Origin of the sequence: Paludisphaera mucosa, from assembly GCF_029589435.1 — a bacterium.
Classification (GTDB): domain Bacteria; phylum Planctomycetota; class Planctomycetia; order Isosphaerales; family Isosphaeraceae; genus Paludisphaera; species Paludisphaera mucosa.
Window position 1 is genome coordinate 2889941 of the sequence record NZ_JARRAG010000002.1, and the last position, 22698, is coordinate 2912638.

The 22698-nt window shown below is 68.0% G+C and carries 20 protein-coding genes; 11 read left to right on the forward strand and 9 right to left on the reverse strand.

Going from position 1 to position 22698, the window contains the following annotated elements:
- Positions 1–59 precede the first annotated feature (59 nt).
- The 11 genes from PZE19_RS20750 (at position 60) to PZE19_RS20795 (ending at position 9221) form a co-directional block, all read left to right on the forward strand.
- Positions 60–845 (forward strand): hypothetical protein, encoded by a 786-nt coding sequence (locus PZE19_RS20750; protein ID WP_277862508.1) that lies wholly within the window; start codon positions 60–62, stop codon positions 843–845.
- Positions 846–988: 143 nt separating this feature from the next.
- A complete protein-coding gene (locus PZE19_RS20755; RefSeq protein WP_277862509.1) occupies positions 989–1651 on the forward strand; it encodes a lysophospholipid acyltransferase family protein in 663 nt (220 codons plus the stop codon).
- Between the two features lie 189 nt (positions 1652–1840).
- Positions 1841–2440 (forward strand): DUF2752 domain-containing protein, encoded by a 600-nt coding sequence (locus PZE19_RS33370; protein ID WP_438269981.1) that lies wholly within the window; start codon positions 1841–1843, stop codon positions 2438–2440.
- Positions 2328–2990 carry a hypothetical protein gene (locus tag PZE19_RS20760; protein WP_438269998.1) on the forward strand — a complete coding sequence of 221 codons (663 nt, stop codon included), beginning with the start codon at positions 2328–2330 and terminating at the stop codon, positions 2988–2990. The genes PZE19_RS33370 and PZE19_RS20760 overlap by 113 nt, the downstream gene beginning before the upstream one ends.
- Before the next feature lie 241 nt (positions 2991–3231).
- The gene (locus PZE19_RS20765; protein WP_277862511.1) at positions 3232–3990 is read left to right on the forward strand and encodes a ThuA domain-containing protein; all 759 of its coding nucleotides are present in this window, start codon (positions 3232–3234) and stop codon (positions 3988–3990) included.
- A 331-nt stretch (positions 3991–4321) separates the two neighbouring features.
- Positions 4322–4936: a redoxin family protein gene (locus PZE19_RS20770; RefSeq protein ID WP_277862512.1), complete on the forward strand. Its 615-nt coding sequence runs from the start codon at positions 4322–4324 to the stop codon at positions 4934–4936.
- Positions 4937–5082: 146 nt separating this feature from the next.
- Positions 5083–5622 (forward strand): TlpA disulfide reductase family protein, encoded by a 540-nt coding sequence (locus tag PZE19_RS20775; RefSeq protein ID WP_277862513.1) that lies wholly within the window; start codon positions 5083–5085, stop codon positions 5620–5622.
- A 103-nt stretch (positions 5623–5725) separates the two neighbouring features.
- Complete coding sequence (gene rpmE, locus PZE19_RS20780; protein WP_277862514.1) at positions 5726–5965, forward strand: 50S ribosomal protein L31; 240 nt, start codon at positions 5726–5728, stop codon at positions 5963–5965.
- Positions 5966–6098: 133 nt separating this feature from the next.
- Positions 6099–7166, forward strand: a complete 1068-nt coding sequence (gene prfA / locus PZE19_RS20785) for a peptide chain release factor 1 (protein WP_277862515.1) — start codon at positions 6099–6101, stop codon at positions 7164–7166.
- A 26-nt stretch (positions 7167–7192) separates the two neighbouring features.
- Positions 7193–8113: a peptide chain release factor N(5)-glutamine methyltransferase gene (gene prmC, locus PZE19_RS20790; protein ID WP_277862516.1), complete on the forward strand. Its 921-nt coding sequence runs from the start codon at positions 7193–7195 to the stop codon at positions 8111–8113.
- A gap of 205 nt (positions 8114–8318) precedes the next feature.
- Entirely contained in the window at positions 8319–9221 is a 903-nt protein-coding gene (locus PZE19_RS20795; RefSeq protein WP_277862517.1) for a carbonic anhydrase, read from the forward strand.
- On the opposite strand, the gene PZE19_RS20800 is transcribed toward PZE19_RS20795, so the two are convergent.
- The 9 genes from PZE19_RS20800 to PZE19_RS20840 form a co-directional block, all read right to left on the reverse strand.
- Positions 9212–10690: a proton-conducting transporter transmembrane domain-containing protein gene (locus PZE19_RS20800; protein WP_277862518.1), complete on the reverse strand. Its 1479-nt coding sequence runs from the start codon at positions 10688–10690 to the stop codon at positions 9212–9214. The genes PZE19_RS20795 and PZE19_RS20800 overlap by 10 nt on opposite strands.
- Complete coding sequence (locus PZE19_RS20805) at positions 10687–12105, reverse strand: proton-conducting transporter transmembrane domain-containing protein (RefSeq protein WP_277862519.1); 1419 nt, start codon at positions 12103–12105, stop codon at positions 10687–10689. The genes PZE19_RS20800 and PZE19_RS20805 overlap by 4 nt, the downstream gene beginning before the upstream one ends.
- Complete coding sequence (locus tag PZE19_RS20810; RefSeq protein ID WP_277862520.1) at positions 12102–15257, reverse strand: DUF2309 domain-containing protein; 3156 nt, start codon at positions 15255–15257, stop codon at positions 12102–12104. Before PZE19_RS20810 ends, PZE19_RS20805 begins: the two co-directional genes overlap by 4 nt.
- A 446-nt stretch (positions 15258–15703) precedes the next feature.
- On the reverse strand, positions 15704–17362 hold the full coding sequence (locus tag PZE19_RS20815; RefSeq protein WP_277862521.1) for a kelch repeat domain-containing protein: 1659 nt from the start codon (positions 17360–17362) through the stop codon (positions 15704–15706).
- A 68-nt stretch (positions 17363–17430) separates the two neighbouring features.
- A complete protein-coding gene (locus tag PZE19_RS20820; protein WP_277862522.1) occupies positions 17431–17670 on the reverse strand; it encodes a hypothetical protein in 240 nt (79 codons plus the stop codon).
- Between the two features lie 48 nt (positions 17671–17718).
- Entirely contained in the window at positions 17719–18801 is a 1083-nt protein-coding gene (locus PZE19_RS20825) for a DUF1559 family PulG-like putative transporter (RefSeq protein ID WP_277862523.1), read from the reverse strand.
- Positions 18802–19094: 293 nt separating this feature from the next.
- The gene (locus PZE19_RS20830; RefSeq protein ID WP_277862524.1) at positions 19095–20000 is read right to left on the reverse strand and encodes a serine/threonine protein kinase; all 906 of its coding nucleotides are present in this window, start codon (positions 19998–20000) and stop codon (positions 19095–19097) included.
- 350 nt (positions 20001–20350) lie between these two features.
- A complete protein-coding gene (locus PZE19_RS20835; RefSeq protein WP_277862525.1) occupies positions 20351–22078 on the reverse strand; it encodes a hypothetical protein in 1728 nt (575 codons plus the stop codon).
- Positions 22068–22682, reverse strand: a complete 615-nt coding sequence (locus PZE19_RS20840) for a fused DSP-PTPase phosphatase/NAD kinase-like protein (protein ID WP_277862526.1) — start codon at positions 22680–22682, stop codon at positions 22068–22070. Before PZE19_RS20840 ends, PZE19_RS20835 begins: the two co-directional genes overlap by 11 nt.
- Positions 22683–22698: the final 16 nt, after the last annotated feature.

A 22698-nucleotide genomic window follows, 5' to 3' on the forward strand; every position in this document is an offset into this window, starting at 1 on the left:
ATGACGGTGCATCGGTCGCGACGAACGTTTCTGCGTTATCGAGAGGAGTTCTCACAGCCATGCTTTGGACTCGATTACGGTACTTCTCAGCCCTTGCCGCACTGGCGACGGCCGGCATGATGGTCCTCGCGTCCGGTGCCGCCCAGGATCCCGAGGCCGCGAAAGCGGCGGTCCAGGGTGCGGCCTCCGGCGCACCGGCGTCGGAAACCCCAGAGCAGTTTCTCGCCGGAGTCTTCAAGACTTATGCTGGCGCGAAGTCGTACGAGGACGAGGGCGAGTCGACGGCCGTGTTCATCTCGGCGGCGGGCGGCAGGCGCACGGTGAAGAAGCCCTTTTCGACGCGATTCGTGCGGCCGAAGCTCTTCTATTACGAGTTCACGGCGCGAAACGGCGAGGGCGAGGAAGAGAAGAGTCGCTACGTCGTCTGGACGGACGCGGCCCCCGAGCGATCGAAGATCTGGTGGACCCTCCGGCCCGAAATCCAGGACGAGTCGTTGCACCTGGCCCTCGGAAGCGGAGCGGGGATTTCGGGCGGGTCGGCCACGATCATCCCCGCGCTGCTGATGCCCGAGACGATCATGGCGAACAGGCTCCGAGTTTTGAAGGGCCTCAAGTTCGCCGGCGAGGAGGTGGTCGACGAGTCCGCCTGCCGCAAGTTCGAGGGGAAGAATCTCCAGGGGGAGGTCGAGACGATCTGGGTCGACAAGACGACGTTGATGGTGCGGCGGATCGTTTCGACGATGAAGATCCCCGGGCACACGGTCGAGACGACGACCACGTATCGCCCGCGTATGGACGTCGAGATCCCTCGCGAGCGGTTCGACTTCACTCCGCCCGGCTCGTGAGGGGCCGATGAGCCGCCCGAGGCTCGATCGAGCTGGCCTGGCGTCGATCGGAGGTTTCGCATAAGCTCCTCCTCGCGCCCCCGATCCGTCGGCGATCGATCGGGGCGGGCGGTTCACTTCCAGGGAAGGAAGGCGAGGCGGGCATGAAGATCCAGCATCCGCTGCTCATCCAGGCCGTGGGCTGCGTCGGCTCTCAAATGATCCGATCGCTGGGCCGGACCTGGGATTTCCATTTCCGCTACGAGGATCCCGCAGCGGACCCGGAGGTCGCCCGGCGGTCGGGCCAACGTTATATCTACGCGTTCTTCCACGAGGTGATGCTCTTCCCGGCCTATTACTGGAACTGGCCGACGATGCATATCCTCATCAGCGACCACCGCGACGGCGAGATGATCACGCAGGTCGTCAAGCGGCTGGGATTCGGCGTCGTCCGCGGCTCGTCGACGCGCGGCGGGGCGCGGGCGCTCCGCGAGATGACCGGCCGGATCGACGGCAACCTCTGTGTGACGCCCGACGGGCCCCGCGGGCCGCGGCGCCATGTCCACCAGGGCATCGCCTATCTGGCCAGCCGCACCGGGCTGCCGGTCGTCGGGACGGGACTGGCGTTCAAGGACGCCTGGCGAGCGAAGAGCTGGGACCGATTCTGCATCCCCAAGCCCGGCTCCAAGGCCGCCGCCGTGACGCCCGCGCCGGTGATCATCGCCCCCGACGCCGACCGCGAGGCCCTGGAGGCCGGCCGCCTGGAGATCGAGCGGCGGATGCAGGCGGCGATGGTCGAGGCCGAGGCGTGGGTCGAGATGCTCTGATTCGGGGTTGCCAGGAATCGGCCGGGGCTGTACGGTGCGTCGGCATTTCCCGATGATTCGCGTCCGACGGCCGGCCTCTCGACGGGCCTTCCCGGTCTCCCTGCGATGAACGCTCCTCTTTCGAATCGACCCCTCCTCTCGCAGCCGATCCGGTGGTCCTTCGCGGCCCTGGCGGTCGGACTGATGGTCATGCTGGCGGTCGCCCGCCGGCTGGAGCCGGACCCACGCGGGTTCGGCTCGCACGAACAGCTCGGGCTCGCTCCCTGCTCCTTCCTGCTCGCGACCGGCCGTTTGTGCCCCTTCTGCGGGGCGACGACGGCCGTGGCCGAGACGACGAGGGGGAGGATGGACCGGGCCTGGCGGGCGAATCCGGCGGGCGCGCTGTTGGGCGTGCTCTCGGGACCTTTGATCGTCTGGCTGCTCTTGGGCGTAGTCACGCGGAGGCCTCCGGGCTTCCAATCGCCTGGGGCGCCGTTGGTGGGCCTGCTGTTCCTGTTCGTCCTGGTGGGTTCCGCATTCTGGTTGATGCGATTTCTTGACGGCCCGGCCTACCTGGCCCCCGCCGGCGTGGCGCCGGCTTTCGGCCCGGTCCCGCTCGCGCCCGAACCAAGGAAGGAGGGGGTGGACGATGACCCCCCGTACGATGACGAGGATGCGACGTCTGGCCCCCGCCGCGATGGCCGTGGGCCTGCTTCTGACCCTGGCGGGCTGCGACCCGCGGACGCTCTTCTACTTCCTCCAGCCTTTCGAGCCCACGATTCCGGCTCCAGGGCCGTCGCTCAAGAATAAGAAGGTCGTCGTCCTGGCCAGCGCCGACGAGGCCACGCTGGCGAAGTACCCCGGGCTGGATCGCGACCTGGGGCGGCAGTTCAACAGCAACCTCAAGAAGAACAAGAAGATCACGACCGTCGACTCCGAGAAGGTGGCCGACTGGATCCAGGGCCATCCCGGCTGGTCCGACCCCTCCGAGGCGGCCCGCGACTTCGAGGCCGACGTGGTGGTCGTCCTGGAGGTCGAGCAGTTCCAGACGCGACACCCGGGGAGCCTCAACGTCCTGGAAGGGACGTCCAAGGTCCACATCCAGGCGTTCGAGCTGAAGCACCCCACCAACAGCAAGGGGAAGGCGATCAAGGACCAGGAGAAGGAATCCGAGTCGATCTACGACGATTATCAGGAGACGACCTTCCCGATCCGCGGCCCCATCCCGATGGACTCGGGCGTGGGCGAGTCGACATTCAAGAGCAAGCTGCTGCAGGTGGTCGCCAACGAGTGCTCCTGGCACTTCATCGAACACTCGCAGGAAGACATCATTCAGGACGTCCGATTTAACGGCCGCTGACGGCCGGTCCGCAACGACGACGCTTCGCATCCGGGCCGGGCCACGCCCCTCAAGGCGTGGCCCGGCCCTTCGGCGTGGTTCGACCCGCGCACTTTTCGGTAACGTCGACTTTCAGTTGAGTTTGGCTCGGACGTGCTGTACGATTAACGCTGAAATCGATTGCGAATTCCGATTTCCACCCGCACTCGCCCCCGCCCCACGCCCCGCTCCGAACCTGGATCCCCCCTCCAGGAGGTCTCTCTTGAACGTCGATCGTCGATCGTTCCTGCCCAGGCTCGTCTTGGTCGCGCCGTTCGTCGCGGCCTTCGTGGGAGCCTCGGCGTCGGCACAGACGTCGCCGCCGGTCCGGGTGCGTATCTGGTGCGAAGGCGAGACGTCGACCTCGGCTTATCCCGAGGGGGTGGACGCGGCCCTCGCCGACGGATTGTCGCGGCGGCCGGACCTGCAGGTGACTCGCGGACGGCTCGGCGACCCTCACGCGGGACTGCGCGACGGCGACCTCGACGCGACCGACGTTCTGGTCTGGTGGGGCCGCGCCCGCCACGACGAGGTCCCCGACGAGCGCGCCCAGGCCGTGGCGACGCGGGTCCGCGAGGGCCGGATGGGGCTGGTGGCGCTCTACGCCTCGTGCGGTAGCAAGCCCTTCCGCCTGCTGATGAACAGCATGCCCTGTGAGCCCGGCAGTTGGCGCGAGGACGGCCGGCCCGAGTTTGTCGCCGTGAAGGCCCCCGAGCACCCGATCGCCGCCGGTGTCGTCCCGTTCACCATCCTCAAGTCCGATATGTTCTCCGAGCCTTTCGCCGTCCCCGAGCCCGAGACCATCGTCTTCGTCTCGAACTGGGAGCGCGGCGAGTCAGTCCGCAGCGGCCTGACCTGGTCAGTCGGCAAGGGGCGGGTCGTCTACCTCCGGACCGGCCCGGAATCCTTCCCCGTGCTCTTCCACCCGTCGGTCCGGCGGTCGATCGCGAACGCCGTGGTCTGGGGCGCGCGCCGCTCCTGAGCCGGTCCGAGGATGCGTGGGATCAGGCGGCGGGCGACCTGCGGGGCGACGGCTGGGTTGTTGACTGGCCGGGCGTGGTTCTTATAATCGAGCGGACGTCGCCGGCGAATGCGTCAGCTCGTCCATCGCGTCCTCATCCTGCGAAATACGCGAATCGACAGGCCGGGAAGACCAGCTACAACGCTTTCTCCAGAAAGCTGAACGTTCCGAGGGACGCGCCGTCGGCCGGCGCGGCCTTCGCCTCGACCGATCGGTGGTTCGTCCTGTGGGCGAGGGAGTCGCTCCTTCGACTACCGGCCCAGACCTCACACCCCAGACGGAGTTAGCATCGATGCGGAATGTCCTTTTTAGCATGGTCGCCGTCGCCCTGGCGGGCACGGCCTTCGCGGGCGAGCGTTACAACAAGGTCGTGAAGCCCGGCGACAAGGCCCCCACCTTCTCGGGCGTCCCCGCCTACTCGCCCTCCGGCGAGCAGACCAGCCTCACCCTGTCCGACCTGAAGGACGACGTGGTCGTCGTCGTCTTCCTGGCCAACCATTGCCCCGCCGTGGTGGGCGTCGAGGACCGCCTCAACGAGTTCACCAGCGAGTACAAGGACAAGGGCGTCCGCGTCGTCGGCATCTGCGTCAACGACATCGAGGAAGACAAGCTCCCCGCCATCCTGAAGCGGGTCACCGACAAGAACGACAAGAAGATCAACTACGTCTACGGCCACGACGAGACCCAGGCCGTCGGTAAGGCCTACGGCGCCACCCGGACGCCGTACTTCTTCGTCCTCGACAAGGAGCGGACCATCCGCTACCTCGGCGCTTTCGACGACAACGCCAAGGAAGAGAAGGTCACGAAGCACTACGTCAAGGACGCCGTCGACGCCCTGCTGGCCGGCAAGTCGCCCGCGGTCGAAGAGTCGCAGGCCGCCGGCTGCGGCATCCAGTACAAGAAGTAATCGCCTCGGCCGTCGAGCGTGCGCCCAGGCGCTCGCCGTGACGTCGAAACCCCTCGGGCCGTCGGACCTCGCGTCCGACGGCTCGATTCGCTTACCCCCCGGCGTCGCCCGCCTGATCGACCACCCCCCGGAGGACCGGCAAGACAATGATCCGCACGACCGCCCTGTTGACGGCCTGCCTCGTCGCCGCGCTCGCCGCCCAAGCGCCGGCCCGGGCCGAAGACCCGGAGACCGAGGCCGTCTCCCTCCGTCAGCTCACCTGGGCCGACTTTCAGAAACACCTGGCCTCCAACAAGGACGCCAAGTGGATCATGGTCGACGCCTGGGCCACGAACTGCGGCCCTTGCAAGGAGAACTTCCCCCACGTCGTCGAGATGCACCGCAAGTACGGCCCCAAGGGGCTCGCGGTGATCTCCCTGTCACTCGACGACATCGAGGACGTCAAGGCCGTCGCTGACGCCGAGAAGTTCCTCCGCGACAACAAGGCGACGTTCACCAACGTGCTCCTGAAGGAGGAGTCCGGCGTGGGCTTCGAGAAGCTCAACGTCGGCGCCATCCCGGCCGTCTTCCTGTTCGGCCCCGACGGCCAGGAGGTGATGCGCTTCACCTGGGACGACCCGAACAATCAGTTCACGTACGACGAAGTAGAGAAGGAAGTGATCAAGCGTCTCGGCGCCTCGAATTGACCTTGGGACCCCCCGCCGGGATATGATATGCTGACGACTTCGGCCGAGGCTCGAGCCAGATCGGGCCCGGTCGCCACTCTCAACCGAGAAAAGACAGACGGCGATGAAAGACGGCATCCACCCCAAGTACGTCGACTCCGTGGTCACCTGCGGTTGCGGCAACTCGTTCGAGACCCGCAGCACCAAGCCCAAGATCGCGGTCGAAGTCTGCTCGAAGTGCCACCCGTTCTTCACCGGCTCGGTGAAATTCGTGGACGCGGCCGGCCGGGTCGACAAGTTCAACAAGAAGTTCCAGGGCACCTACGGCAAGGCCAAGAAGGCCGCCGAGCCCGCCAAGGTCTAGCCCTTTCGCTTCGACGCAGCAAGCCACGGCCCGCGGGACGGTCTGACCGAGTCCGCCGGGCCGTTTCGCTTGATCCCGCGCAAGAGGCGGCCGATCGTTCTCCGGTCCTCGCTCCTGGTAGGTTCTTCAGGCCGTGTTCGAGAAGCTGCAGGCGGACTATCGACGCTTCCTCGAGATCGAGCAGGCGATGCTCGACCCCACGGTGACGGCCGACTCCGCGCGCGTGACCACGCTCTCCCGTGAGCGCGGCAAGATCGCGAAGGTCGCGACCCTGTACGGCCGCTATCTCGACCTGGGCAAGCAGATCGACGAGGCCGAGACCCTGGTCGACGCCGAGCCCGACGCCGCGATGCGCACCTACGCCGAGGGCGAGATCGCGACCCTCCGCGAGCGCCGGGAGGTCGACGCCGAGTCCCTCCGCAACCTGCTCTACGACCGCGAGTCGGGTGCCGACCGCGCCGCGCTCATCATGGAGATCCGGGCCGGCGCCGGCGGCGACGAGGCCGCGCTCTTCGCCCGCGACCTGTACGAGATGTACCGCCGCTTCGCCGAGTCGATGGGCTGGAAGTTCGAGCTGCTGGACATGGAGGCCACCGAGCTGGCGGGCTTCCGCGAGGTCTCGTTCAGCGTTTCCGGCGAGGGGGCCTTCCGGCTCCTCCAGTTCGAGAGCGGCGGACACCGCGTCCAGCGCGTGCCCCAGACCGAGGCGCAGGGCCGGATCCACACCTCGGCCGCGACCGTCGCCGTGCTCCCCGAGCCCGAAGACGTCGAGATCGACATCCGCACCGAGGACGTCCGGGTCGACCTGATGTGCTCCGGAGGCCCGGGCGGCCAGCACCAGAACAAAACCGAGAGCGGCGTCCGGCTCACGCACCTGCCGACCGGGATCGTCGTCAATTGCCGCGACGAGCGGAGCCAGCACAAGAACAAGGCCAAGGCCTACCGGGTCCTCCGCTCGCGGATCTACGACCTGCTCCAGGAGCAGACCCGATCGAAGCGCGACCAGGCCCGCCGCTCGCTGATCGGCTCGGGCGACCGCTCGCAGCGGATCCGCACCTACAGCTATCCTCAGAATCGGGTCACCGACCATCGGATCGGGCTGACGCTCTACAACCTGGACCAGGTGATCCAGGGCGACCTGCTGGGCCTGCTGAAGGCCCTGGTCGACCACGATCGCCGCGAGCAGCTGGGCGACCTCTGAACGGTCCTCACGGAGAGAGGAGCGCGATGCGGCCCGACACCCCGGATTCTGCGTCGGCCGGCGAGGCCCCCGGCCCCCGCGCCGAGGCCCCCTGGACCATCGGCCGGCTCCTCGCCTGGACCGCCGATTATCTCAAGAAACGTGGGGCCGAGAGCCCTCGTCTCGACGCCGAAGTCATGCTTGCTCACGTGCTCAGTTACGAGCGCGTCCAACTCTACACGCACTTCGAAGACGTCGTCGACGAGGCTGCGCGTGCTCGGTTTCGCGACCTCGTCCGCCGCCGCGCCGAGGGCGCGCCCGTCGCCTACCTCGTAGGGCGCAAGGAATTTTTCTCGCTCCGCTTCGACGTCGCGCCGGCCGTGCTGATCCCCCGGCCCGAGACGGAATACGTCGTGCTGGGCTTCCTGGAGTTCGCCAAGGAGATCGAGGCCCCCGTCGCCGCCGACGTCGGCACCGGGTCCGGCTGCGTGGCCGTGGCCTGCGCGCGGCGCCACGCTGGGGCCCGCTTCACGGCGATCGATCTCTCGCCCGAGGCCCTCGAGGTGGCCCGCAAGAACGCCGCCCGCCACGAGGTGACGGATCGCGTCGAGTTCCTGCAGGGCGACCTGCTCGGGCCGGCGGCGGGTCGGCCGCCGTTCGACGCGATCGTCTCCAATCCGCCCTACATCCCCACCGGCGACATCGCCGGCCTCGATCCGGGCGTCCGCGACTACGAACCCCGGCTCGCCCTCGACGGCGGGCCCGACGGCCTCGCGCTCGTGACCCGGCTCGTCGAGCAGGCGATCCCCCTGCTCAAGCCCGGCGGCCGCCTGATCCTGGAGATCGGCTCGGACCAGGAGGAGGCGGTGCGTCGGCTGTTCGCCGAACGCGCCGAATACCAACTCCTCCCCACGGTCCGGGACCTCCAGGGGCACCCGCGCGTCATCCATGCGACTCGCACGCCCTGACCCGCCGAGGCCGTCGCGACGGCCGTCCCGGAGCCTTCGCGGCCTCATGACGAACGTCTCATGATAGGAGTTTCATCTCTTCGCGCTTGATATGCGTCGGTTTTTCGCGATCAAATGAAAGAGCGAGGGCCGCGCCCGCGCGATCGATCTTGGTCGCCGCGGCGGCGCGTCGAAGAAGGTTGGACCGAGGCCAGGGAGCCGCGCGATGATCGATTACACGTTCCGCTACGATCCTTCGAACGGGCCTTCCTCCCCCCAGCCCGGGACGGCGGAGGAGGCCCGTCAGACGCTGATGGCCGGCAATCGTTCGTTCTCCGAATGGATGAAGTCGTGCCGCGCGGCCGACGGCGAGCACAAGCAGTTCGTCACGAACGCCAGCGGATTAAGCTCGATTCTGTCGTCCGAGGCCCACGAATTCCCGACGCAGAAGCCGTTCGCCGTCGTCGTCGGCTGTTCCGACGCGCGGGTGCCGACGGAGATGCTGTTCGGCCAGGGCTTCAACGACCTCTTCGTGGTCCGCAACGCGGGCAACGTCCTGGGCGAGGTCGCGATGGGGAGCATCGACTTCACGCTCCTGGCTCTCCGCGACAGCGTCCGCGTGATCGTCTCGCTCGGCCACACGAACTGCGGGGCGGTGAAGGGTGCGGTGAAGGCCTATCTGAACCCGGGGTCGTTCTGGTCGACGGATTATTCTCCCGAACTTCGGGCGATCTTCCAGGAGATCTTCGTGGCGGTCCGCGAGTCGGACAACATGCTCCGGGAAGTCTGGGGACCTAGCGCCGCCACCATGCCGGGCTACGAAGACGCGCTGATCGAGTGCGCCGTCTGCCTGAACGCCGCCCACACGGCCCTGGCGATCCAGCAGGAGGTCGAGGAGACGGGCCACAAGGGGATCGACGTCCTCTACGGGGTCTATGACGTGCGGGTCCATCAGGTCTGCATGCCGACGCTCCCCTATGAGCGATCGAACGCGGATCACGTCAATCTGGCCCACGCCCCCCGACGCCCCGAGGAACTCGCGGCCCTGGCGAGGGAGATCGTCACCGCGTTCAAGCCCGGGAATGCGGCCGCCCCGACGGGGGCGGTGGCGTGCGGGCCTCATCGCTGACGGCCGCCAGAACCGGCGGGCGGGGCTGGACGGACGTGGGCGACCGGCGGCGCGGGCCACGGGGCCGGTCGCGCCGCCTCGGCGACCCTCGCCCGCTCGGCCAGGAGCTGGAGGGCCGCGTGGTAGCGGCTCGTGACGCCCCACTGCGGGAACAAGCCGCCGCCGATGATCAGGAACGTCGTGATCATCACCGCGATCCGCTCCGGCCTCCGGATCCTCAGGTCGATCGAAGAGGAGGCCGACCTTCCGGCGAAGATCCGGAAGTACGCCTGGGTGACCGCCAGGCCGTTGAGCGCCGTGACGATCACGATGAGCGGCCCCACGAACGGCAGCGCCTGGACGGCGGCCTCGACGATCAGCTCGATGCTGATGAACCCGGCGGTGCCGGGGAAGCCGACGCTCGCCAGCCCCGTGAGCAGGAAGAGCCCGGCCATCATCGGAATCTGGTCGTACAGCCCGAGGAACTCGGTCAGCAAGATCCGCCCCACCCGCGCCTCGACGCAGCGGAGGACCAGCCCGAAGCCGGTCAGCGACAGCGAGACCGACAGCCAGAGGCTCAGCGAGCCGGTCAGGCCGATCGGCGTGGCCGTCTCGATCCCGACCAGAACCAGCGACGAGTGGCTGAGGAAGATGTAGCAGAAGAACCGCCGCGCGTCGCGCTGGACGAGCGCCATGCCGGCGGCGTAGATGGCCGTGATCAGCGACATCACCGAGATGATCTGCAACGCCCACGTCGGTGCGACGGGCACCACCAGCCGCGTCACGCCAAACGCCGCGGTCATGGGCGTGACGAACAGCAGCGCCGTCCCGAACGAGGCGTGCTCGAACAGGTCCGTCATCCAGCAATGGACAGGGACGACGCCGCCTCGGAGGAGCACGGCCAGGGTGAGCATCAAAATCGCCCACAGCGGCTGCTCCTGCGGGGTCGCCGCGCGTGACACTCCCATCTCTCCCAGGACGAGGAGGATTACGAACAGCCCCATGTGCGCGAGGTAGACGCGACTCGGTTGCCTTTGCTGGATCGACTCCAGGAACCGCGGCACTACGGCGAGGGCCATCATGGTCACGACCCCCCACGACGTCGAGGCTGAGAAGATCGAGAGCAGGATCGACTCGGAGATCAGCGTGCGGGGGAGAGAGAACTCCCGGAACTTGGTTCGCAGCGTGCTCAGGATCGTCAGGAAATTGAGGAGCGCCCCCAGCGGCATGAGCGGCGCGTTGAGGGCGTCGATCGCCAGCAGGTCGCGGCCCGTGAACTGCGACAGCGGATGCGAGGGATCCTGGGCGGTACGGGTGCCGAGATTCGCGAAGTCGGCCCACGCCCCCAGGGTGGCGAGCAGGGTCAGTGCCGTGATCGCCAGGGCGTGCCGCCGCGCGACCCGGGGGTCGCGTCGGAACTTGACCCAGATCGCGCCCAGCACCGGCAGAATGATCGCCAGTTCCAGCCAGGGGAATCGCATCGAGCTCATGACGGTTCCTCGATGGGCGGCGACGTCGCCTTCGAGACGACCTGATCGAGATGGCGGTGGCGTGCGTGATCGGGAGGGCGGCTGCGACGCCCGGCGAGGATGTCGGTCCAGCCCCTCTCCATCCGGTCGCACCATCGGAAGCAGCGGACGAACGGACGGACGACGAACCGATCGAGCGACGCGTCGAGCTGACCGCGGTCGATGCCGATTCGGTAGAGCCGCAGCCGCGTCTCGGGCGAAAGCCGCTGCTCGGTGACGCCCGGGACGTGCGGGATCGGGCCGCCGAGGGCGTTCTCCAGCAGTCGGTAGTCGTTGAGCAACGAAGGCGCCCGAAGCAGCTGGAGCGACCGCTGGCAGGCGTGGCCGATGATGTGGATCAGCGCGACGTAGCGGAAGCCCAGGCCGATCTCGGCCGTGATCACGCCCACCTGCGTCAGCGAGGCGTACGCGAGCGCCGACTTGATGTCCGTCTGCACCCGGCCGGCGACGACGCCGAACAAGGCCGAGGCCGCGCCGATCGCCACCACGCAGGCGCAGAGAAGCCACGACGCGTTCAGGATCGGGCTCACCCGCAAGAGCAGATACGCTCCCAGGTGGACCGAGAGGGCCCCGTAGAACACGGCGCTCGACGGGGTGGGCCCTTCCATCGCCCGCGGCAGCCATCCCGAGAACGGCACGAGCGCCGACTTCCCCGCGGCCGCGATCAGCAGCAGCAGCCCGACCCCGAAGGCCTGTCCGGGCGCGATGACCGTCTCCGACTGCGGCCAGGGTCCCGAGCCCGTGAAGGCCGCGAAGTCGCCCGCGCCCGACAGGTGGTGCAGCGTCAGGGCGGCGATCAGGAAGGCCGCGTCCGAGATCCGGTAAACGGTCCAGATCCGCTGCGCGTTGACGACGGGAGCGGAACGCTCGTGGAAGAAGGCCACAAGGAGCGCCGACGCCAGGCCCACCAGCTCCCAGCCGATGAACAGGGTCTCGATCGTCCCCGCGAGGGCCGCGACCACCATCCCCATCAGGAACACCGCGAAGTACAGGAAGAACCGGCGGTAGCCCGGCTCGCGATGGAGGTAGCGATTGGCGAACGCACCGGTCACGCCGACCAGCATGAACGTCAGCGCCGAGAAGGGGACGGAGAGGCGGTCGAAGAGGAACTTGAGCCGGAAGTGGAAGTCCTCCGCTGGCAGGGCGACCCAGTCGCCGACCTCGACGGGCACCTCGCGATCCCCCGTCCAGAGCATCATCAGGAACATGGCGACGACCGAGAAGAGCCCGTAAGAGACGCACGACGCGGTCAGCCGCGCCATGGTCCGCTCGCTCAACTTCCGGTCGGAGAACGTCGCCAGCCCGAAGGTCGACAGCAGGAGCAGCGGGGCCCCGACGGCCCCCAGCCCGAAGAAGCGGGCGACCCATTCGTTCACGATCGAGGCTCCTGGCCCATGGCGGGGGCCGGCGACGCGGGAGGGGTGGGGACGATCGAGGCGAACCCGAGGTGGTCGCGACACCCGCGATACCAATCGACCGAAGAGGGCGCCTTCGGCAGGTCGGGGACCGCTCCGTCGTAGCGTTCGAAGCCGTCGCCGCGGAACTGGTGGAGGACCGAGGCCTCGGGGTCGAGGGTCGCGATCCGGACCCAACCGTTGCGGACCATCTGGATCATGAAATCGTTCGCCTCGAGCACCCGGGTGAGCCGCTCCGGCGTGGTCTCGACGACGATGAGGATCCGGATCGGCTCGTGAAGCTCGACCATCTGCCAGGGTAGGCCGGGCCGCAGATCGCTCGACGCGCCGTCCATCACCCCCAGGAGCGAGGTGATGTTGTGCGGCAGTTTGGACCCGCAGCCGTAGCCCGTCGGGTCGACGCGCGAGAAGTAATATTCGAGGTTGATGCCGCCGCAGACGGGGAAGACCGCGCGGAGCAGCCCCGTGAGGATCGCGCCGTCCTCGTCCTGAGAGGCGTCGTACGAGGTGAGGAACGAGCGGCGGTCGAGGAAGAGGCCCCGGGTCCGCGCCCTGCGGCCGACGACGCAAAGGGCGTTGGTCGCGTGGCCCAGCTCCGGACGGGTCTGCGACAGATCCTCCGCCCTCCCCTCCACGTGCCGGACCGCGTCGTCGAACGACTGCGAGAGCGGCGCCGACTCGAAGCGGCGGCACCGCTCGTGAGCGTTCCGCTTGCGCGCCGCGTCGAGGGCGGCGGCCGCCTCCTCGAACCGGTGCTCGTGGGAGGACGGCAGCCGGTCGAGGTCGAAGAAGCCGACCGAGTCCTCGCAGGTGTTGTGATATCCGCCAACGAAATAGACGTCGTCGGGGATCGTCAGCCCGAGTCGTTCCAGGGCCAGCCGCACCCGCGGGTCGTTGGCCATCTGGGCGAAGGCGCGGGCGTTGGGTCCGCCCTGCGACCCGCCGCAGGCGCCGCAGTCGTAGGCCGCCTTCTGGGGGTTGTTCAGGCTCGACGAGCCGTGCCCCACGACCGCGATCAGGGGGGCGAAGCGGTCGCGGTCGGTCAGACCGATCATCTTTAGACCGCCGGCGACCACGTCGGTCATCTCGGCGACCGTGAAGCCAAGGCCCCCGTTCTCAGGCCCCGGCTCCTGCTTGCCCCGCTCCAGGCGGAGTTGGGTGAGCGGCGGCGTCATGACCCGGTTCCAAAGGCCGCGGAGCCGCGCCGTGTCGCGTGGCAAAAGCACCCTGGCCAGCAGCGGCATGGTGGCGAAGGCGCCCAGCATGCCGGTCAGGACCCCGCCGAGGAACGTCCGCGACCCCATATGGACTCGATGCGCGAGCGTCCCGAACCCGCGTCTCATCCCCTCCTGGAATCGGCTCGCGCGGGTGAGCGAGCGGAACGACTCCTCGCGGACGAAGATCCTGGGCTTCACGTTGACCGGGCAGAGCGGCCGGAACTGGGCCTCGGCCACGCCCTTGTAGTAGATCGCCACGCCGAAGAAGCCGGCCATGCCGAAGGTTTCACAACGGGGCTCGACCTCCTCCAGATGCCGTCTCAGCGATTCCTCGCGCTCGTCGATGCAACAGACGACCTGGAAGAGCGGGGCCTGGTCGCCGGGTCGGTCGTCGTGCACCACGGCGGGCCGGGCGGCCGGGCGGTGCGCCAGCAGGGCCTGCGCCGCCTTGAGCTGGTACCGACGCTCATAGGCGAGCTGGTAGACCTGCCTTCGTCCCAGGCCGTCGAACTCCTCGATCTCGGTCGCCAACCGGGTCCACTCGTCCTTCGAGAGCCTGGCCAGCTCCCTCGGGCTCCAGCCTCGGACCTGCGCCAGCTGGAAGACCAGGAACGCCCGACGGTCGACGCTGGCCCTCGGCGGGTGGGGACGCAGGCGGCCCAGGACGCGCCGCAGGTCGCGGAGGGGGACCGCCTCGCCGAGGAATTGCTCGGACGCCCAGGCGATGGCCAGCCGTTCGAGGAGCAAGCGGACGGCCACGTAATCGACCAGGGTGCCGGCGGGGGCGGGCCGAGCCGCCCATTCGGCGTTCGTCTCGAGCTGCCAGATGATGCCCGCCCAGCCCCGCAAGGCGAGCAGCGTGTGCCGGATGTAATCGAACGCCTCGGAGGCCGGGACTCCCAGCTCGCGGAGCGACTCGGCGATCGATTGCAAGGGCGTCATCCCTGCGGCCTCGATCCGCTTCAGCTCCCCCGGCAAGGGTTGGAGCCATTTGGCGATTGGCTTCGCGTCTTTGTACAGTTCGCGAAACGCCCCGAAATAGCCTTGGTCGCGGTTCGGCAAGGCCCAGGCCGCGAACCCCTGGTCGAGGAACGCCGAGGAGAATCGGATCAGGTATTTGTGGACGAGCTGGTCCGTGTCGACGCCCGAGGCCGCCCGAAGGCCGTCGCGATGACGGAGCGGCGACGGGGCCGGAGGATGTGCGCGTCGGACGCCGTGGGCCCCGTGGTGGCAGACTCGCCAGAGGAGCGTGAGCGTGAAGGCCTCCCAGGTCGCCTCGGTCCACTGCTTGACGCTCGCCCCCCGGAAGTCGCGCGACTCCAGGAGAACGTCGACCACGTCGCGAGCCGGCTTCTCTGGCCCTTCCCGGGAGCCGGCGTATTCCCGCATGATCCAGTGCCGGGTCTGGTCGATGAGCCGGCCGCGGGTCTCAGCGGGCGTCTCGGAGCGGAACCGCTGCAATGCGTCGGTCTCGGCGATGACCCACTGAAGCTCGGCGTCGCTTCCCGTACGGAGAGCATGTTCGAGCATGGCCAGCCGCAGGTGGTAGCGTGTGCCCATGAAGCCGATCAGCCGATCGGCCTCGTCGCCCAGGCTTTCCAGCAGCGCCCAGGAGAGATCTTCCGGGAGGATTCGGCCCCGGGCCAGCTCGCGACGAAAGTGGTCTTCGCTCAGGTACGGGTCGGAACCATACATCGACGTCGCCGCGACGACGGCGCGCTCGAACGGCAGGTCCTCGAACGCGTGCAGGGTGTTGTGATGGACGAAGACCGAGATCGGCCCTTGCGACGGCAGGTAGTGCGCCGCGTGCTCGATCGAACGGGCCAGCAGCGCGAGGTGGGATTCGCCGTCGACGGCCGCGTGCGATTCAGTCGCCTCGACGTGTGTAGGACTCACGAGTGGTCCGCTCCGGATCCTCGAGGAAGGAGACGCGGGCTCGACGCGCGGCCTGCCGCCGCGTCCAGGGGCGCAACCTTGAAGAACGTCATCGGTCTTCTTCTCGGTGGACGTCCAGGCGACGTCGCTAGCCGCGCCCAACCGAGATTCCGGGCCTCCGCTTCGGGGCGGACGGTTCCGAACGTCCGGCGGACGAGCGGAATCCCATGATAACACCAATCATCTTCGTGCGTCCGGGAGGGTGGGAGGAACGCACGCGTCGATTCGACGTTACATGAAATGATTTTAGACTTTCGGAGCCGGCTGTCAATCCGAGATAGGCGTCGAGGGCGGGATGGTAAGGGTCAAAACGTGGTCGCCACGTCGGCGGTCTTAGAAACGCGAAGGCCGGGCGCGCACGCCCATGTGACGTGCGTGGCCCGGCCTCGTGGAAGCAACCTTCTCGATCAGCGGGTCGTCGACGCGGTCGTGGTCGGCCGGGGGCCCTCGATGCGCACGGCCTCGATGACGGCCGTCTGGGCGGCCCCTCGGGCGTTGCCGCCGACGGCCAGGATCGTGTCGCCCAGGCCGGGCAAGAGGCGATGCGTCAGGCGCGGGAGCGCCCAGGCGCCGACGGCCTCCCAGGCGTCGCCGGCGTCGTTCATGCGGAAGATCCGCCCCGACGCACCGCTGTAATAGATCCGGCCGGCGACCTCGAAGGCCGAGGTCCCGAAGCCCTCCGTGCGGCCGCCCCCCGGCAGGTCGGGCCCGCGTGACCAGGCGCCCGAGGCCGGATCGTAAACGTCGACGCGGCGGTCGACCGTCATGCCACCGCCGACCAGGCCGCCCAGGACGTAGAGCTTGCCCTCACGCCCGGCCGCCGAGAGGGCCCGGCGCTGGAACGGTTGGGGGATGGTCTTCCAGCCGTCTTCGGGCTTGTCCAGGTTGAACGCGGCCACGTTCTCGAGAAACGTCGACTCCTCCGTGGCTCCCTTCATATTCCAGCCGCCGACGGCGTAGATGGTCCGGCCGATCACGACCGCGTCGTGGGTCGAACGCGGCTCGGGGAGCGGGGCCATGGCGGTCCACGCCTTCGCCTCGGGGTCGAAGCGGGCGAACTCGGCGACCGAGTGCAGGTCGTGCTCGTCGCCGGGCTGGTTGAGGGCGGCCATCCCGCCCAGCCGATAGAGGTACCGGCCGTCGCTGAGCAGGGCGAGCCCTTGCAGGTCCCTCTCCATCGGCAGCTCTTCCCACGTCCTACCGTCCTCGAGGTTCAGCCGGCGGAAATGCCTAGACGTGGTGTTGACGTCGTAGCTGTGGGTCTTGCCGACGTGGCCGCCGTAAATATACAACCACTTGCCCTGGACGGCCCCGCCGAAGCTGTTGACGGCCGGGTCGGGGATGCTGGCGATCGTCGTCGCTTCGAGCGGGGCCTTGCCGCTCAGCAGGGTCGACGCCGGGGTGAAGGTCAGGGTCGCGTAGAACCGCGTCTCGGTGAAAGGCTTGCCGGCCACCTCGCCGGCCGTGGGGTCGACGTGGTTCGCCCACACGGCGGTCCGGCCTTCGGCGAGGCCCGCGATCGCGAGTCGCCCGCTCTCGTCGGTCGTCGCCTCGGTCGCCGCGCCTTCGGACGGATAGACCTTCACGCGGGCCTTGGCGACGGGCGACCCATTGAAGAGGACTTCGAGCACCGGCCCGGAGTCGGTCGCGACCAGGCGGGCGCGGAGCTTGTCGGCGGCTTCCTTGGTCTTGTCGGCGACGGCCTCGGTCTGGGCGCGGGCGGTGTAATAGAGGCGGTAAGACTTGCCCCCCTTCGTCATCAAGCCCAGGTCGTGCTCGGCGTCGACGAGGATCGGGGGCTTGCCTCCCCAGCCGGCCCTGCGCGTGGCCGCGGTCAGCTCGGACGGGACGACCTGGCCGTCGACGGTGAGCTTGAGGTCGCGGAGGTGCTTCTGGAAGGCCGCGTCGGGCTCGGGGTCCTCGTTGAAGAACGCCTGGACGACGGTCTCGCCGGGCTTCGCGCCGGGCTCGGCCTTCAGCCAGATGAAGTGGGCCCGGGCCGTTTGCGGCAGGGCGGCCGCGACGAGGAGGGCCCAAAAGAACTTGCGGGAACGGGCGGATCGCATGGGGGCTTGCTCGCTGTATCTAAAGGTGATCAGGGTGCGTCAGAATTCCTGGGCCGGAACGTCGCGGCTCAGCCTTCCTGTGGGAGATTCCGGAACTTTTTCTTCGTGGCGGCCTTCGCCTCCTGCTCTTTGCGGAGGCGACGTTCGGCCTCGTCCTCGGCCAGGGCTTTCTTGCCCGCCTCCGAGTCCGCCGAGACGACGGGGCTCACGGGCGGGGGGGATGCGTCGTGGCATCCCGACGATGCGGCCCCGGCCCAGACCAGGGCCAGGACGGCGAGCGTTTCCATCGAGCGTTGGGGGAACTTCAACGTCCCGCACTCCTGCTTGAACGAGGTCGAGGTATGGGGCGGCGTCGATTACATCGCGTCGGACGAGACGACCTCGCCGCCGGCGACCGTCGAAAGCGCCTGGTAGGCGGCGGGGGAGATCGAGTCCTTGACGCCGCGAACGGTGCCGTCGCCGAAGAGGAAGTTGGTGGTGCCGGGGTGAGTGGAACGGAAGTTGGTCAGCTTCTGGCCGGAGGCGGGATAGGCCAGGCCGGGCGCGGCGTCGAAGACGTCGGTGTACGACTCGCCGGCGCAGTCGTTGACCGGGTAGGCGTTGCCCACCGAGTCGACGGTTCGTGCCACGAGGCCGCCGATGATCCGTGCCGTCGAGCCGCCCACCGTCCAGGTCCGGGACCGCCCGTAGGCCATGAACATGAGGTTGTCGTAGTAGACCGGCCCGGCCGTGTTGTAGGAGGCCAGCGGCATGCAGACGCGGTTCGTCGTCCCGGCGGCGTAGAACTTGTTGCGCTGATTGCCGCCGGCGGATTCGCCCATCAGGAACGTATTGCTCGTGCCGTCCTGGATCTCGGCGAGCCGCGTCGCGGTGTCGAAGCCGAACGGGCCCATCCGGTTGGTCTCGCCGTAGCCCTTCAGGACGTAACGGTTGGCCCCGCCGCTGAACAGGTAATCCGTTACTGCGACCTTGTCCAGCGACCAGCCGTCGCTGGTGGTCGCACCGACCTCGCCCGTCGCCCGGTTCGACGGACAGAGAAAGAGGCCGAACTGGAGCGCGAACGCCGTGCTGTTGCCCGGCTTCGACCAGCCCTGGATCGGCGACGCCCCGCCGGAGTTGAGGCTGAAATTGAACAGGTTGTAGCCGTTGGTCTGTTCGATGTAAGGCAGCAGTAAGCTGTAACCGGTGTAGTTCATGTAGACTGCGCCCAGGCCCCCCTGTGCGGCCGGGGGCAGGACGTTGTGCGAGTCGAGGTAGTTGTGCACCGCCAGCCCGAGTTGCTTCATGTTGTTCGTGCACTGGATCCGCCGAGCCGCTTCACGCGCCGACTGCACTGCGGGCAGGAGCAAGGCGATGAGGACCGCGATGATCGCGATCACCACAAGAAGCTCGATGAGCGTGAAACCCCTGGTGCGACCGTCCCGCGAAATCTTCATCATGGATGATGCTCCGTCGAATGGCGATTGGGTGCGGTGAATCCGGCGTTCCAGCCCCGTGACACTTAAGAGGCTCTACCGCACACTTGCAATTGAGATTCAGTCTCAGTTCGAGAATTTATCGAGATCGCGACCAAATGTCAACGAGGTCATTGGGCCTTGCGACGAATTGTGCGCGGCCGCCAACACCCGGATGTCCGGTAACATGCGAAAAGGGTGACGTGAAATCCGTGCGGCGCGTCGGAGGGGCGCGCAATCCGGCGGCAGTCGTCCAGGGCGTACGGGCCGGGAGGAACTTAGCGCAGGGGGCGCTTGGGGGGAATGGCGCGGAGGTGGTCGGCGAGATTCGCCAGCGAGGGCCAGCGGTCGCGCTTGTCGACGGCGACGAGCTTGAGGAGGACGTCCCGGACCTCGTCCGAGAGCTTGGCCTTGATCGCCTGGGGGTCGCTGGGGGGCGTGCGGAAGCGCTGGAGCAGGGCGTTAGGGGACGCCGCGACGTCATATGGCAGCTTGCCGGTCATGAAGTGGAAGGCTACGACGCCGAAGCCGAAGACGTCGATCTGCTCATCGATGGCCTCACGGCGGATCAACTCGGGAGCCATATACAAAAGGCAGCCGGTCCGGTTCCCGGGCTTGCGGAAGGCGGGCGTGCTGGGGACGGTCAGGCCGAAATCGATCACCTTGGCGTGATGGTCGTGGCCGCGATCGACCAGGAAATTGCGCGGGTTGACGTCGTGGTGGATGAATCCGGCGCGGTGGACGGCGTCGAGGCCCTCGGCCGCCTGGGCGAGCCATTCGAGCTTCTGGGCCGTCCGGCCGAGGCCTTCCTCCTGGATGCGTTCGAAGCTGATCCCGTTGATGTATTCCATCACGAGATATTGCTCGCCGCGCGAGGTCGTCCCATATTCGAACGTCCGGGCGACGTGGGGATGGCGGATCTGGATCGCAATCGCCCCTTCAGGCGGGCGTTCCTCGTGGCGTGACGCCCTGGCCAACGCGACCTCGTTCTTCTCGCGATCCTGGACCTTGAGGCAGACGCTCTTGCCCGTCTCGGAGTCGATCGCCTTGTAAACCCGCGACATGCTCCCCTGAGAGGAGACGTCCGACTGGATCAGGAATCGCCTTTGGACGTCTACGCCGGTGCGACGGCTCCCGCCCTGCGCGGCGGTCGTGACGAACATCCCTTTGAGTTTACCGATCATGTCGCCACGCCCTCCTGTCATGCTACCGGGCGAGGTCCGCCAGGGAATTTCTGCGTGGATGATAGCGGTGCGGGTCGGTCATCGAGTTCGTCCCGAGGCCGGTGCGTCGGGTGCGTCGCCATGAGTGTGGAGAGTTGAAATCCGGATTCTCTCCCGACGGCACTACGAAGGATTCGGCCGGCTGTGACGAGGATTCAGTCGAATTTCCCCCGTCTCTCGGGATGAGCCACCATCCATCTTAGGATCTTCCAAAACCCTTAAAGCGTTCGTCTTGCGAAAGATGAGGGAATTTTCCAGGCGCGAGAGGTCGAGGCCGCTGGGAGGTTTTCCGCTTGGCGGGTCTGTGCGGATCAGCCAGGTGCGGGCACTCGGGAGACGAGGCGTCCCGATGGGGTCAGGAGGACGCCTTCCGTCCTGGCCAGAATCCGCCGACTGCCGGCCGGGTTGGGGGGCTCGAAGGTGGCGACCTTGACCAATTTGGGCGCGCTCGGCGGCCAGTTTTCGTACTCGGATTCCAGGAGCAGGACGTGGCGGCTCTCATCGGTCGCCGGGAAGGCCAGGTGCTGCGGGCTGTGGAGCACGCGGATTGGCCGGCCGATCGCCCAGGCGAGGTCCTCGGGCCATTCGTGGAGCGTGTGGATCGTCCAGTGCGGCAAGAGCCACTGGCCGATGGCTCGTCCCCAGGGACCCTGACCGTATCGATAGTTCCACTCGGGGGTGTAATAGCCCCAATGCGCCCACTTCAAGCACGCGGTCAGGACGAGCATCGCGATGACCGCGCGGCGGTCGCTGCGCGTCTCGAAGGCCCGCCATGCCAGCGCGGCCACGCCCAGGCTGGCGACCGCGAAGACGATGCCGATGGGACGGTAGTAGGTGAAGACGATCGTCAGGAGGTAAGTCCCGTAAAACGCGACGAACACCCAGCCCGCCGTCAGGACGACTACCATGGCGAGGAATCCGCCTCGCGCCCGCGTCGCGAGCTTGCCCGACCAGGCGGCGTCCAGGCCGGCGGCTGCGACGACGAGCAAACCCATCAGGGCGACCGGTGCAGCGGCCGAGGCTAGACCAGGAATCACGGCCCCACCGATGAGGGCCGCGACGCCAACTCGGAGCCAATCCAGCACGATCCCTCCACCCTCCTCCTGAAGATCGCGCCGCAACGGGCCGCTGAGGCTCAGAAACGCGAAAGGCGAGAGGGGAAGGCCGATCAGGAAAACGCCCAAGGGGTACGCCCAGGCCGGCCTCTGGCTCAGCGGGCCGGCCAGGGCGGCGGCGATGGAGCCGACCGAATTGGGCAGGGTCCAGGCGAGTTTCTGGGTCAACGGCCAGACGAGAGCCGCGGCGGCGGCCTCGGCGGAGGCGGCCTGCACCGTCCAGCCCAGCCATGCCAGAGCGGTCAGCACCGGGGGCGCGACCATCTTGATTGAGAAATCGGCGTCGCGACGCCCCAGCACGAGCACGGCCAGTCCCAAGAGCAGCAAAGGCGGCCAACCTCCGGCAAGGAACGCGACCGACGCCCAGAATCCGGTGAGCCAATCGGAGCGGCGGCCGAGCAATCGGTCGAGCGCGGCGATCGTCGCCAAGCCCGAGAGAAAGTCGATCCCCGAACTTCCCGCGTGGTTCAGGAGCGCTAGCGAGCCGAACCAGGCGAAGCCAAAGAGGAGGGCCGTGGTCGTCCGGCCGAGGGCGATCAGCCGACGTGCGACGATCCAGCCGGCGGTCAGGCCGGCGATCGCCGACGGCCAGAGGACGACCCCGCCGTCGGGCCGGCCCGGCTCGCCGAGGAGGTACACCGATCGGGCCAGGGCCGCACGGAGAGGCCAGATGTCGGGCCGCCACTGGCCGTAGACCTGCCCCAGCGGGCCGAAGCCCTCGCTCGCCGCCAGCCCAAGTCTTGCGTCGGCCCCCGTCAGGTCCGCGTCGGAACCGCCGACCAGCACGTACGCCAGGCCCAGGACGACCAGCACCGGCGCGCACCAGGCGCGGACTTCGGGGAGCCTCAAAACGACCTTGCCCTCGTCGGCCCGGAACCGCTTCGGGGCGTCGACCCGCGTGGTCTGCATGCCGTCAATGCTCATCGGCGGCCTCCTCGGGCGACGTCGCTGTGGGCGCGTTCCGCTCATCGATGGTGATGGGGTGGTGCAGGTCGGAGTCGGGCTTGTTGCGGGCCATGGCGAAGATGTACCCCGGGATCCAACCCTCGCGGTAGGTCTGCCGGCGGGTCTCGGCGGCGACGTCCTGGATCGTCCAGCCGTCGCGCTCGAAGCGGTAGAGGGCGACGGCGGATCCGGTGCGGCAGGTTCCGCGGGCGCAGTGGACGAGCACCGGACGACGCTCGGGGTCGTCGACCACCTCCAGGATCTTACGGAACTGCACCTCGCGTCCGAAGCCGTCGCCGGGCATCGGTAGGTTGACGAAGCCGACGTTCAACCGCCGGGCCTGCGTGCGCTCGGCCTGCATCTCCCCGCCCGGGAGCTGCAGGTTCACGACGGTCCGGATCCCGTAGCGGCGAACGGCCTCGTCGAGCTGGCCGCTCGTGAGTTGGCCGCTGCGGTAGAGGACGCCCGGCTTGACCACGTCCCAGTGGTCCCACCGCAGGCGGTTCTGGCGGTCGAGCACGGCCATCCAAACGGCGGCGGCGGCGCCCGTCGCGAAGATCGCGCCGAGGAGGATTCTGCGCATTCAGCCCCATCCTGTC